The following is a 13,332-nucleotide window of genomic DNA, read 5'->3' as shown; positions in this document are numbered from 1 at the left end:
CTGGATGGATTGTTTAACGGTGTGCTGAATGCTACTTCTCCGCAAGCACTATAGTTGTGGAGACTGTGCCGGCGATGATTCTTTCATAATGCAGTTTCACCAGTGGATCCCCCGGATACGCTTCCTTAAGTTGTCTGAAACGATCTTCCGCTCTGGGGTCTTCTCTAGACAGCAATTCATAGGCCTCGCGGTACCGCACCGTAAGCGTCGCAGTATCAGCATCCGCTGAGATCGGCTCAAATGCTTCTATCGCCTCAGTCTTTCCCTTCAGGACCAGAGCCCCTATCGGGCGGAAATAGTGATCGGGGCACTTCGCGGTCGTTGTGCCCGCGATACAAATCCGTGTACCCAGGTGTTTGTTGACACTCTCCATGCGAGCAGCAGTGTTAATCGCATCACCGTGTGCAGTATAGTCAAATCTTTCACTACCCCCAAAATTTCCCACAATGGCGTAGCCGGTGTTGACCCCGATGCGTGTCACACCAAACGCCATACCGCGGGACGCCATCTTGGCGATGAAGTCGCTGCTGATGCGATCCATTGCCAGTGCGCATTTCACCGCTCGCTCGGCGTGATCGGGTTGATCGAGGGGCGCGTTGAAGATGCCAACCACTGCATCGCCGACGATCTTGTCGATGGTGCCGCCATGCTCCATAACCGCGTGGCACATGGCCTCCAGGTATTCATTCAGTACAGATACCAACAGTTCAGGGCTGGCGCTCTCGGTGAAGGTGGTAAAGCCCGCAATGTCGGAAAACAGAAAGGACATCTCCCGTGATTCTCCTGTCAGCCGCAGACCATCCGGATTGCCTACCAATTGGTCGACCAGGGCGGGAGCCATATAGGAACTGAAGGCTTTGCGTACCTGGCGTTTTTGTCTGGCTTCGGCAAAATAGCCGAGTAGCACATTCATCGAAATAATGGCTATCACCGTAAGCAGCGGCATGACCGGTGATAACGCTAATTGCGCAGATGTCCATAGCCATGCATCACCAGCGATAAACAAGCCGATAAAAAACACAGCAAAAACGGTTATCGCCAGCGCGCCAAAAGCGGGACACAGGAATGACAGAATAAAACCTGATATGGCTATAGATAGGGCCGTGGCGGCATTACCCCAGTCCGGCACGCGTGGGAAAGGGTCGCCGGAGAGAATTCTCTGCAGTACGGTGGCGTGAACTTCAACACCGGGAAACGTGGGCCCCGTGGGGGTGCTGACCAGATCCGACAATCCCAGCGCGGATGAGCCGATCAGTACCGCAGCATTTTGCAACTCCGGGAAAGTGCCGGAGTGTGGCGTATTGAGTACTTTGGACGCAGAAATGTACGGGACACCCCCGCGTTTTCCCGAGTATGGAATCAGCACTCTCCCGTACTGGTCGGTTGGAATCAGCGTGCGGTCCAGCCAGATTCCCGTGATGCGTTCGCTTGCACCAGCAAGGGCTGTATCGACCTTGAAGCGCAGGGATTTGGTATAGCGGCGGGCCATCGCCAGCGACAGTGATGGATAAATCATGCCGTCGTTGCCGAGAATGAGCGGAGTGCTTCTGAGTACACCGTCGGCATCCATCGTGGTGTTAAGAAATCCGCCGTGAGACGCGGCTTTCTGCAGCAGCGCCATATTTCCGGTATAGCTCGACATGATCGGCAGAGTGAGTCTGCCTTGTTGCTCCGGTGAGATTATTGACCATGCCGAGGGTAGAGCGCCTACAGACTCATGGTCATTGGCGTGTAACAGGAAGCCCAGCACGATATTTTTCCCGTCGAGAATCTCAGCGAACGCCAGGTCCCGGTCCACTTGCGGTATCAATTCCTCAAGATACTCCCGGTGTTCCAGGTTTCCTGTCTGCGAAATGGTGTCGATCAACTCCTCTGCGACGTTGCGCTCTGATTCGGCGAAAGCGACATCGAAGCCAATCGTGTGGACGCCAGCGTCCTTGAGCGCAGTGACCAGCGCCCCCATTTTCTCGCGGCTCCACGGCCAGCGGCCTTCGGTCCTGAGACTCTCTTCGTCAATGTCGATGATCAGTACATTGCCCGCCGCGGGTGGATTATCGGGCAGGGTGAGGTTCAAACGGAGGTCGTAGGCCAGGTAGTCCAGGCGGTTGATGATCGTCCGGCTCGAGTCAGCGCCGGACATTTGCAGCCAGAGCGCGAGCAGTGTCAAGGTGATGCCCAGTGTAATCCTGGTGCGGTGCTTGGACAGATACTGCGTCATGGGTGGCTGAGTTATCCTGCGCAGGCTTTACATGCAATTGCTATTCAGGACTTGGAGGCTCGCCGATGGTGCCTCCCGGAGGAATGTCTTGTGGAGGCTCAATGACTGGCTTGGGTGCTGGTGCGGGCGCCGGCGACTTCGGGTCATTCCGTTTCGCTGCGTCCTGAACCACCTTGTTTATCTTGTCCGCTTGAGTCGGAGCCGCCTTGCGCGCAATGTCAGCGTAGCGATCAGAGTTGATCGGATCGAGCAGTGAGGCCACAAAGACCACGTTGGCAGCTTCGTCCTGGCGTTCTGTTGATATCAGGTCAACGGTATTGGCGAAGGTAGATCTATCGATACAGAGGTGCTGGGCGTTATTGATCAATACTGCCATTACCATCATGAGATCCCCGGAGCTCATGCCATCCAATTCAGTCGCGATCGCGGCCGCCGCCGCCGCGTCATATGCCGGCCTTGGGTTAAGTCTATGCGGTGCCTTACCCTGGCTGCAGCCGTCATCAGTGGGGCTTTGACTGTCGGCATCCGGTGATATTGCGGCTATTGCCTGAACAACTTTGTTTACCCTGTTGGGTACGGTAGCCGGGGACAGCAGTGTCTGCCCGGTGCCTGGGTCATTCTGAGCGACTTTCCCGGTTGGTATGATGATGGTTTCCTGTTGCCCACCGGTACCTTTGCGTAGCAGTGTGGCTTCCCCAATCATCGCTTCGACATTGACTTCGACTTCTGTATCGCCCCACGCGCCCATAGTGGTAGCAGCCAGCAGCATAACTGCAGGGAGAATTTTGGTTTGTGACCGCACTACTTACTCCTCAGGGGGAGCGACGGAAATGCTAATAAATGTGCCGCGCACGCCGATGGTGGAGTTGCCGGCAGTAAAACTGATATTTTCGGGATCTTCCTTGGCGATGCGTCCGCTGACGTAACGAAGCGTGCCAGAGAGGATATCCACCTTGCTGGCATTCGATGACGGCTCCTCTGCATCAAAGCTGTAATCACTGATCAGTATTTCTGAACCGCTGTCGAGATCGAGAACGCTGTTGTCCGAAAGCACTATTTTGACGGAAGCGTCTGGCCCGGTAGTGATGGTGTCTTCTCGATTCAGCAGGGTTTCGGCGGTGACGGGTTCGCCATTCACCCGTACATCGCCTTCGAAGTTCAGGATGCGGCCATCGGCAGACCAGGCACCAGTACTGGCCAGCGCTAGCAGGAGAATCAGGCTACGAAAAGACAGAAATACTGGCATGACTCACACCCTTCCATAAGGAGTCGGATTAGTAGTACAAATATAGGCTTACTAAATCATCAACGCAAGCCCAAGCGCTTGTCCGGGTTAGGCTCTTCTGCGGCAGCTACCCAGCCGAAGGCGAGCAGCACCACGAACCACAAGCTGTTCGCTGGTATGTGCAGGTTGAAATCTGTGAAGCTGTGAATCAGCAGACTGGTAATACCCATGCAACTGGCGAAGCCCAGGCCCTGTAGCAGGCTGGATCTGCGTCTTCGCTGTGCTTGTACCGCTTGCCACAGGCTGCTGAGCACAACGCTCCCGAGCAGTGCAAAACCGACAAATCCGAAACCGCTGCCAATTTCGAGGTAATCGTTTTCGGCGTGTCGGTAATAAAGCGAGTCCGGGCTCATGTAACCGCCGTGTACATAGGCGTCAAAAAAACTGTCTGCGCCGGTGCCGAACCAGAAGTGATCCTGCCACATCACAATGCTATCGCGCGCAACCTCGTCGCGCTTCTCCGTTTCAAGTGTCGTGCGCTGTAGTCGATCCACAACCTCATTCACACCAAACCATTTTCCCACGATGTAGATATCGATCAGCAGCAAGCTGATAAAGAACAGCACGGCATTTCGCGTGACTCGCTGCTGGAGGATCATGCCCGCTACACCGCAGAGCAGCAGACTGGAAAAAAATGCCACGTTCCCCATTCGCGAACGCGTCAATACCAGAGCTACCACCATAATGACCAGATACAACCGCAGCCTGAACTTGCGGCTGAGGATGGTGTCAATCGAGCGGCGGATGAACTCGCGCCAATTGGCAGCCGGCAGGTGGTGTAACTGCGACACCAGCATGCCGATGCCGATCGCCAGGTTCATTTCCAGAAATCCTGCCAGATGATTGCGGTTTACAAACGTACCGCTGGCACTGCTGCGGAGGAAGGTTTTATCCAGAAACGGCACCTGGTCGATGTCACTCATAACCATCGCGCTTGCGAAAAAAGCCTGGAACACAGCGCAACCCACCATCACTTGCGCAATGCGGTGGATACGCTTTCGTGAATCCACCAGCGCCAGTACCAGCACGAAGGCCGCCACCAGCGCCAGACCCAGCAGTAGCGCAAGTCTGGTGGATGCTGGCGCGACGCTTATGCCCAGTGCAAGCTGCACCATTACCCACACCTGCACTGCTATCAAAGCGTAGAGGGCTGGCCGAGCGCGGTGCAACGCCGTTGTTTTCTCAGCGTGACCAAAATGGAGTAACAGCAGGTATGCAAGCAGACCGGCCAACAGTAAACACGACAGCAGCACTGTCGACCAGTCTCGGTTACTGGCTAGCGGCAGCGGTGCCCACGCCAGAACGGCCAGGAAGTAGTAAAACAGTGCGGTATTGGTCCAGTGGTATGATTTAATGGCAGCCGTAGACATAGTCCCTTGTGCGCTCTGGCGGTCAAACGTTAATGATACAGGGCCGGGGGAAGCTGCCGCCAGCAATCCATGCCAACAATGCACGATTTGCTTGGCAATAAGCCAGCGCGATGGCATGCTCTATTTCCAGCCTATTTTACGTTAGAATGGCAGAATCCCCGCGCCGCTGACGACCGGATTGACAAAACACATAATGAACATCGTAGTAAGCGCCGAGTTTGCAGGCCTCTCGCCTGTAAAGTGCCTATATCAATTCCTCGAAAAGAGAAGGACGCTACGCATGCCCCACAGGTTTTCCTATCCGGCCGGTAATGCTCGTGTTCTGACGCTGCTTGGACTCGCGTTGGGTAGTGCGGGGCAGTGCTTGGCGGCAGCCGTGCCGGATGGCCCTGCCGCGATCGAAGCGGGCCCTTTTGTAATAACGCCATCCACCGGCGTGGAGATTAAACACCGCGATAACATCTACCTGCAGCAGAATAACCAGACGGACAGCTGGATTTACCTCGCGCAACCGGCCCTCAATGTTCTGACGCAGGACCGTAACAATACCTACCAGCTGAACTATAAGGGTGAGGCCGCTTGGTATCAGGTCAGCCGGCACAACGATGACAATGATTATTTCGACAACACCCTTTCCGGCGAGGCCCATATGGAGTTTTCAGATCGCTGGATTGCGGAGGGGTTTATCAGTTGGGCCTCACTGCATGAGGATAGGGGTACTGGGCTTTCCGAGGGGTTGATCGGCGAGGTGCTGCCCAAACCCATAGAGTACGACCAGGCTGATATAGGCGGTTCTCTCCAGTATGGCTCCGATGCCGAAGTGGGCTGGGTGCTCCTGAAGGTCGGCTATATGGAGCGCCAGTATACTAATTTCAAGGAAATCACGCGGCCGCGTGACCGCGATGAGACAACGGTGGATGCCACTTTTTTCCACCCCATCGCCCCCAATACAGATATCCTCGCCGAGTATGGCTTTAAGCACATACATTACCCCAACCCCTTCGATAATCTGGCACAGCTGGATAGCGATGAAAACTCAGTTTCGGCGGGCCTGCAATGGGAGGTCACACCAAACCTGACCAGTACGGCCAAGCTGAGCTATATCGACAAGGAGTTTAAGGATTCTGGCCGCAAGGACTGGGATGGCCTGGGCTGGACGCTGGAACTGTGGATGCAGCCAAGGGAGCAGGACACCATCCTCGTTACGAGTACCCGGCACCCGGAGGAAACCACGCTGCAGGGTAACTTCATCAAGCGTGATATTTTTACCGCGACCTGGACACACCAATGGTCTGACCGCATTTATTCCGAGTTGAGTGGTCTGCTGGGTCAGGACAACTACGCGCAGTCTTTTGACAATAGAGAAGATGATATTTTCAACGCATCACTGAAAGTGGGTTATGAATTTCGCCGCTGGATGAATGTGTACACAGGCTACGGCTATGACCGCAAGAATTCCAATGTTGAGGACCTGAGCTACAGGGATTATGTCTTCAATGTCGGGGTAGAGTTAAGCCTTTAAGTGGACGGGTGACGCATCCTGTGCCGGATAGCAACAGTGCTCTATAGCGGATAGTGCGACTCGATTGTTTTCTCCGCCACCCTGTCTAGGGTTTTGAAACGCGAACGCTGGCCGGAGTCGTGAGCCTGGAGTTGGTCGGCTGTAGCATTTCAAACCACACGGATTCCTTGGCTTTGAATGTCGCATCGCTATCGTCCAGCGCATAGGTGTAATAGGTATTGCCGTTCCAGTAATGGATGTTACTGCCCACTATTGAGCGATTGATTGCCTGGCGGGGATTGAATACCGCTGTACTTCCATTCCCTCGGGTCACGAGAAAACTGACGTCGCCGTTTCGCTCCCACTGCACCGTATCGGAATACGGGTTGGCAAACATGAAGTAGCGGCTGTTGCCATCTGTAGACAGCGGCACGGGAATATCGACAAACGCATCGTTTGTGCTGGCCGTGAGAGAGCCTGGCTGCCATTCTTCCTCTACGGTGGTGTAGATCCAGAATGCATCACCGGTGGTCGCGGTGCTTTCCAGCGTCAGTTTGATGTAGCAATCCGGTGGCCCGGAACTGACGACACACTGGTTGTCATCATAAACTCGTTTCCAGGCAATCCAGGTCACTCCGTAATCTTCAGTGCCCAGGCTGGGTCCGAAAACATCCCCGATTGTACTCTTGTCTGCAGGCGGAACACAGGGAATGCCGACCATCGTCCACTGGTCGGCAGCCAGGGTAAGGGACGGACCGCAGGCCTGACTGCTGGCCTGCGGCGATACGGCGACAGCGGCGCAAAAAGACGCGATGATCAGTGACCTATGAGCAAGCCCCGTCAGGGGCTTTAACACCGGCGGCCTCAGCATTTTTTGCGAGATGCGGTTCGAATATGACATGGTTCTCCCGTCGTGCTGGGTTATCTGCTGGAAGCCGTTGGTGCCTTTCGATTCAATCACCAAATGGGTCTTCCGGTAGCCCCTCTGCCAGGGTATCGCGGCGGTGCCCCCTGCCTTCGCCCTGGCCCCAGCCTCTGGGCAGCCAGTTGCTCTCACGAGTTACCCGCGCCGCCCGACCGGCTTCCCTGCCCGCGCGCACCAACTGCAGGTATTCGCGCAGACTCAGAACACGCCAGGCGAACTCCCGTACTGTGCCGTTCATCCGGAAATTGTAGGTTTGTACCTCGCCATCGACTACGGCGGGGAACACAATGTCCTCTTGCAAATCCACCAGCGCCATTGTCTGCATGCCGGTTCTGTGGCCAACCCATGTCAGGCTGAGATCGCGGGTGGGGTCGTCACTGCGGACTTCAAATGTCCATTCATCACTCTTGCCATATTCCAGCGTGTGGTAATCAGTGTTGTAGGTTTCTCGCTCTGACTCCCAGTCGGGGCGATAGAAAATCACACTGAGGTAGGTGCCGGCCCAAGTCTGGCTGAGCTCTGGTAAATCGTTGTCGTCCAGTTCTCTGGAAGCATTCCAGAGTTGACCGAGAGTATTGTAAGGGTCCTCTAGTCCCTCGGCCTCGGCCGTGAGGATCAGTTGGACGGCCCATTCCCCCCACTTAAGGTCTGCTGCAGACAGGGGCGGGGCAGCAACTGTCGTCAGCGCAAGAAGTAGGGGTAGTGCAATTTTCATATTCATGACGATCTTCCGCTATCCTGAAGGATTGGTTTATGGCGATGGCACACGGATGATGGCTGGTGAGGGCCACCAATTGGCAGGAGTTGGCTGGAGCATTTCAAGCCATGACGCATGCTTGGCAGTGAAGGTGGCCTCCGGGCTGCTCAAATCGCGTGTGTAATAGGTATTGCCGTTCCAGTAATGGACGTTCTTGCTGACAAAAGTATAGTTGATTGCCTGCTGGGTTGAGAGGTTGATCGTAAAAGCGCCAAACCAGGCGGTGCGGAAGATCACATCGGACCAGTCAACTGTGCCAGCATAGGGATTGGCAAACATGTAATAGCGGCTGTTGCCATCCGTGGAGAGCTTTGCATCAAAGTCAAAACTCGGGCCGGGAGTGCTGCCTGTGGTAGAGCCGGGTTGCCAGGTTTTTGGTTCCGTGGTGTAGATCCAGAATGCATCACCGGTGTCAGCGGTACTGGCCAGCGTCAACTTGGTGTAGCAATCGGACGGGCCTGAGGATACGACACACTGGTTGTCGTCATAAACACGTTTCCATGCAATCCAGGTGACGCCGTAGTCCGCCGTTCCCAAGCTCGGGCCAAAAACATCGCCAATGGTTTTATTGCCCGTTGGCGGTACACAGGGAATACCGACCATGGTCCACTCATTTGCTGGTAAGGTGAGTGACGGGCCGCAAGCCTGCGCTGTAACCTGAGGAGCCAGCGCCAGTGCAAAACAGAACGTAGCCAGAGCACCCAGCGCCGCACGCGGTGAGCCCACGTGGAGTCTTTTCGCAACTCCCTTGCCGAATATTCGAATCATATGGTCGTTGATTGACATGCGTTTCAATCCTGCGGGGCTTCTCTTGGAGGTTGCGGTTAGTAGTGGGCGGTTGGTGGCTAGTGGCATGGCGATGGTTCCAGTGTCACCTGCCGGGCAGCGGCGGAGCTGGTGCTGACCCCGGCGGGGGTGGAGGACTGCCAAACTGGGCCGATGCTGGCGCGGAGCCAAGAACAGTCAGTGTGGGAGCAATGTAGAGTGCCTTGCTGGAATGTTTGACGAAATCGCGTCTGCTGAGGTCCTTCTCAGTTTCTGCTTTTCCCTCATCTGCCAAGTCGTCGTTAACTGCCATGATATTGCCTTTTTGCCTGAATCTTTGCCGGAATGAGTCGAGTGCACTCACTGTCCGGAAATCTCGGGCGAGTACGCCCACTACTGCAGTTTGAAATATAGATCGTTCAGATGCCAAGATTTGCATTACTATAATACACGCGCAAGCGATATTTTTCTCCCGTTTGCTACGGGGTACTCAGTATCATTCAATACACCGATGATGTGTAACTCAAAAGCCGACTAATACTGTGACGAACTCCAATCTGCAACCATGCTGCCCCGGTGAGCCCCGTGACTCTCAGAGCTTGTATCAGCAAGTTGGCACCTATCGTTTTTTTGATATTGCCGTCCACAGTCATCTGTCGCTGCCTGAGCTGAGCGATGACTCTGATATTGCCCCTTCCGTCACTGTTCGGCAGGCCGCTGCTGATGAGGTCTCGCCCGATGCGTTCAAGACCCGGTATGAGTGGAGCGACGCCGATGGCCGGCTGATCTGCAGCTGTGGTCGTCGGGATGACGATTATTTGCTTTCCCTGCCGGGACAGGCCAACTTTTTCATGACAACAGGTGGCAATATCAAATTTCTACCCTCACCGGGTGTCGATGAGGGCCTCCTGCGCCACCTACTCCTGAATCAGGTGCTGCCGCGCTATCTGGCCAACACCGGGAAACTCTTGCTGCACGCCAGCGCTGTCACCTTGCCTGGCGGCGCGACGGTGGCTTTTCTGGGCGAATCAGGTTATGGCAAATCGACGCTGGCGTCCTACTGCCATTTGCAGGGTGCACAGATGGTTGATGACGACTGTATTTTGCTGCGGTCTGATGCGCGCGGAGCCAGCATTGTTGGGGGTGTTCCGACGCTGCGCCTGTATCCCGATTCACTGCGCGCTCTGGGGCACGATGCCACGGGGTTTGAGCCCTATACGGACGACTCAAGCAAACAACAGATGCGACTGGCCGCGCAGTCTCGGCCTTCACCCGGTCCACGGCATCTGGATGCGCTGTTTCTGCTGGGTGCACCGCCGCCGTCTGCAGATGGAGCAGTGCGGGTTCTGCCGGCCGGTGGCCAAGATGCACTGATGCCTATATTAGGCAGTGTGTTTAGCCTCGATCCAACTGACCGGCGGGCGATGTCGCGCACTTTTACCGGTGTTGCGCAGCTGCTGAATCACGGCCTGCCCGTATATCACCTGCATTATCCCAGGGAGCACGGCGCACTCCCGCAGGTGCTGCAGCACTGTCTGAATGTGGTGTAAGCAGCCGAAACAGGCCCGTTGATTTGCAGATACGGGCAACTACTCTTAGTATCTGCTAAGCTCACGGGTTGTGGCCCGCCTCGCCACCCTAATTCACGGATATTATCTTGATCGCCAGACTGCACCAATCATTGTTGCTCCTCCTCCTGTTAGTATTGCCCGTGCTGGCCAATGAAGCCGCTGATGCGTCCTATACGCTCAATACGGGGGATCATGTACAGGTTACCGTGTTTGAAGAGCCGGACCTCAGCATCGACGCGGTACTTGACGATACCGGCGCCATCTCTTTTCCGCTGCTGGGGGAGATCATGGTGCGAGGGCTCACACCTCGTGAGCTGGAAACGGCTATTACGGAGGGGTTGCGTGGCCGTTTTCTCATCAACCCGCAGGTCAACGTCGCTATCAAGGAATACCGCCCATTTTTTGTCCGTGGTGAAGTTCAAAATCCCGGGGGCTATCCGTTTAAACCCGGTTTGACACTGGAGAAGGCGGTATCCATAGCCGGAGGCTTTACCTCCAGAGCTTCCAAAAGTGAGTTTTACATCATGTCCGATGACGACGACCAGGGTAAGGGCGGGAAAGGCAAGCCGGCGCAACTGACATCGCGTATCCTCCCTGGCGACGTCATCAATATTGAACAAAGCTTCTTCTAGCGCCACGCTTTACCCGCGAGCACACAATACAATGCCAGGACTCCAGCGCCCCGCCGATCTCAACCCGCCCGATGAGGATGCGATCGATCTGCACCACCTGTGGGAGGTTATCCGTCACAATCTATGGGGCATTCTGGGCCTTTGTCTGGTAGTCAGTCTGTTGACGACACTGTGGGTGATGAGGATCAGCCCGGTGTACCGTGCCAGCACCACAATAATGATCGAATCGCAGGAGGCGAAAACGGTCTCTATCGAAGAGGTCTACGGTCAGCCGCCCGGTATCCGGGAATACTTTCTCACCCAGTTTGAAATTATCAGAAACCGCGACATCGCCGAGATGGTGGCCGACGAGTTGGATCTTTGGAACAACCCGCTGTTTGCGCCTGCCAGATCGGGCAAGGATGACAGTGAGGGAAGCAGTCAGGGTGGCTGGCGCGCGGTCCTGCGGGAGTTTATAAGCGGTTTTGATGCGACAACTACCCGCAACCAGCATTCCGCCGTGGATGATGAAGAGCGTCGCAAGGCCGCCGTGATCAACCGATTCATGAGCCGGCTTTCCGTCGAGCCCGTTGAGTTTACCCAGTTGGTTGTTGTGAGTTTCGAGTCCACAGACCGAAAACTGGCCGCAGAAATCGCCAACACACTGGCCCGGGTTTACATACAGAGTCAGCTGGACGCGAAGTTGCGCTCTACCCAGGAGGCGGGGAGCTGGCTTACCGGCCGATTGCAGGATCTCAAGGCCAAACTGGATGCGTCGCAGCAGGCATTGCAATCCTACCGCGACAGGGAAGAGATTCTCGATATGTCCGGTGGCCAAACGGTGGATGCGCAGGAGTTGAATGAGCTCACAACGCGTCTGGGCGAGGCGCGTCGGGCCCGGATCGGAGCAGAGAATATTTACCGTGAGCTCGGTGGCGGAGCAAATTACTCGGTTTCCCAACTGATGAGCATACCGGAGGTGCTGCAGCATCCACTGGTGCAGAACCTGAAGCAAAACCATACTGCGGCGGAGCAGGAGGTTGCGAACCTGGCCAAGCGTTATGGGCCCGAGCATCCCAAAATGATGGCCGCCACTGCCCGTGAGGAAAGTGCGGAGAGAGAATTGCAACAACAGGTGATGCAGGTCGCCGCCGGGATAGAGAAGGAGTACCGTGTCGCGCTGCGCAACGAGCAGAATCTGTCGCAGCAGTTGGCAGCGGTGAAAGAAGAGGTTGCTACCTCCAATCGCAAGCAGTTCCGCCTGCGCGAGCTGGAGCAACAGGTGGAGGCGGATCAGCGCCTGTACGAAATGTTTTTTAACCGGGCCAAGGAGACATCGGAGACGATGGGCTTCCAGTCCGCGCACGCCAGAGTGGTCGAGAGAGCTGCGCCTCCCATTTCACCGATAAAACCCAACAAACGGAATATTGTTCTCATTGCCTTTGTGTTGTCTGCTCTGGTCGGCATCGGTCTGGCCATTCTGCGGGATATGCTGGATAACACGCTGAGTTCACCGGACGAGGTGATAGAGCGGCTGGGTGCGCCGCTGCTGGGAGTTCTACCCAACATCAAAGTGCCAAAGGGCCAGATGGGCCCCTATCTCGGCTACCTTGAAGACACGACATCGGCGTTTGCTGAGTCGATCCGCAGTGTGCGTACCGGCCTGATGCTCACCGGTCTGGAAAATCCCCACAGGATTACGGTAGTCACCTCAACCAACCCGGGCGAGGGGAAGAGCACGGTGGCGATCAACCTCGCGTCGGCGCTGGCACAGATGGAGAGCGTGCTGCTGATCGATGCAGACCTGAGGAGGCCTGCAGTGGCCAAGGCCTTCAATCTGCCCAACGGCACCCCTGGGTTAAGTAATGTCCTTGGTCTCAGTGACCGGCCTGAGGACTGTGTGCAAAAATCCGATGCCGGATTTGACCTGTTGCCCGCCGGCATTCTGCCGCCAAATCCACAGGAAATGCTGGCCACGCATCAGTTCAGGGATCTGGTGAAGGCGTTGAGCGAGCAATACGATCGCATCATCATCGACTCGGCGCCGATAAACGCCGTCAGTGATTCACTGATTCTGGCAACCGTGGCGGATTCGCTTGTCTATGTCGCCAAGGCGGACGAAACACCGCTCAAGCTGGTGCTGAAAAATATCAACCTGATCAAGCACAGCAACCTCCCGCTGACGGGTGTTGTACTGAACAGGCTGGATACCAGAAAGCAGCGCGCCTACGGGAGGGGCGGCTACTACGGCACCTACGACGCTGGTGAACGTAGCTGACGCAGGCAGGTTGTGGTCTGGCGCCATTGGCGGCGGCTTATCGGGAGTAGA

Annotated in this window: 11 protein-coding genes; 4 read left to right on the top strand and 7 right to left on the bottom strand. The window is 55.8% G+C overall.

Translation table 11 applies throughout. From position 1 onward, the window contains the following. Positions 1-31: 31 nt before the first annotated feature. Genes AC0L6S_RS13585 through AC0L6S_RS13570 form a run of 4 tightly spaced genes read right to left on the bottom strand, consistent with a single transcriptional unit; the run spans position 32 to position 4,873 of the window. Entirely contained in the window at positions 32-2,218 is a 2,187-nt protein-coding gene (locus AC0L6S_RS13585) for a CHASE2 domain-containing protein (protein ID WP_473424544.1), read from the bottom strand. A gap of 40 nt (positions 2,219-2,258) precedes the next feature. Then, positions 2,259-3,020 carry a hypothetical protein gene (locus AC0L6S_RS13580; RefSeq protein ID WP_473424542.1) on the bottom strand — a complete coding sequence of 254 codons (762 nt, stop codon included), beginning with the start codon at positions 3,018-3,020 and terminating at the stop codon, positions 2,259-2,261. Positions 3,021-3,023: 3 nt separating this feature from the next. Then, positions 3,024-3,464 carry a FecR domain-containing protein gene (locus tag AC0L6S_RS13575; protein ID WP_473424540.1) on the bottom strand — a complete coding sequence of 147 codons (441 nt, stop codon included), beginning with the start codon at positions 3,462-3,464 and terminating at the stop codon, positions 3,024-3,026. A 59-nt stretch (positions 3,465-3,523) separates the two neighbouring features. After that, the gene (locus AC0L6S_RS13570) at positions 3,524-4,873 is read right to left on the bottom strand and encodes an O-antigen ligase family protein (RefSeq protein WP_473424539.1); all 1,350 of its coding nucleotides are present in this window, start codon (positions 4,871-4,873) and stop codon (positions 3,524-3,526) included. Positions 4,874-5,153: 280 nt separating this feature from the next. Here AC0L6S_RS13570 and AC0L6S_RS13565 point away from each other — a divergent pair, with 280 nt between their 5' ends. After that, entirely contained in the window at positions 5,154-6,395 is a 1,242-nt protein-coding gene (locus AC0L6S_RS13565) for an outer membrane beta-barrel protein (RefSeq protein WP_473424538.1), read from the top strand. 85 nt (positions 6,396-6,480) lie between these two features. Here the strand turns inward: AC0L6S_RS13565 and AC0L6S_RS13560 are convergent, their stop codons facing one another. From AC0L6S_RS13560 to AC0L6S_RS13550, 3 genes are read right to left on the bottom strand one after another with little or no spacing between them, the layout of a single operon-like run. After that, on the bottom strand, positions 6,481-7,335 hold the full coding sequence (locus tag AC0L6S_RS13560; RefSeq protein WP_473424537.1) for a hypothetical protein: 855 nt from the start codon (positions 7,333-7,335) through the stop codon (positions 6,481-6,483). Further along, complete coding sequence (locus tag AC0L6S_RS13555) at positions 7,328-8,020, bottom strand: hypothetical protein (protein ID WP_473424536.1); 693 nt, start codon at positions 8,018-8,020, stop codon at positions 7,328-7,330. Before AC0L6S_RS13555 ends, AC0L6S_RS13560 begins: the two co-directional genes overlap by 8 nt. A 30-nt stretch (positions 8,021-8,050) precedes the next feature. Beyond that, positions 8,051-8,842, bottom strand: coding sequence for a hypothetical protein (locus tag AC0L6S_RS13550; RefSeq protein ID WP_473424535.1), 792 nt, complete (start codon positions 8,840-8,842; stop codon positions 8,051-8,053). Between the two features lie 578 nt (positions 8,843-9,420). Here AC0L6S_RS13550 and AC0L6S_RS13545 point away from each other — a divergent pair. The 3 genes from AC0L6S_RS13545 (at position 9,421) to AC0L6S_RS13535 (ending at position 13,281) form a co-directional block, all read left to right on the top strand. Continuing rightward, entirely contained in the window at positions 9,421-10,371 is a 951-nt protein-coding gene (locus AC0L6S_RS13545; protein WP_473424534.1) for a hypothetical protein, read from the top strand. A 107-nt stretch (positions 10,372-10,478) separates the two neighbouring features. Beyond that, positions 10,479-11,024: a polysaccharide biosynthesis/export family protein gene (locus AC0L6S_RS13540; RefSeq protein WP_473424533.1), complete on the top strand. Its 546-nt coding sequence runs from the start codon at positions 10,479-10,481 to the stop codon at positions 11,022-11,024. Positions 11,025-11,055: 31 nt separating this feature from the next. Beyond that, a complete protein-coding gene (locus AC0L6S_RS13535) occupies positions 11,056-13,281 on the top strand; it encodes a GumC family protein (RefSeq protein WP_473424532.1) in 2,226 nt (741 codons plus the stop codon). Positions 13,282-13,332 lie beyond the last annotated feature (51 nt).

It is taken from the genome of Halioglobus sp. D3-4 (assembly GCF_055809315.1).
Note: the sequence above shows the minus strand (reverse complement) of the source record. Positions and strands in the feature narration are given on the sequence as shown.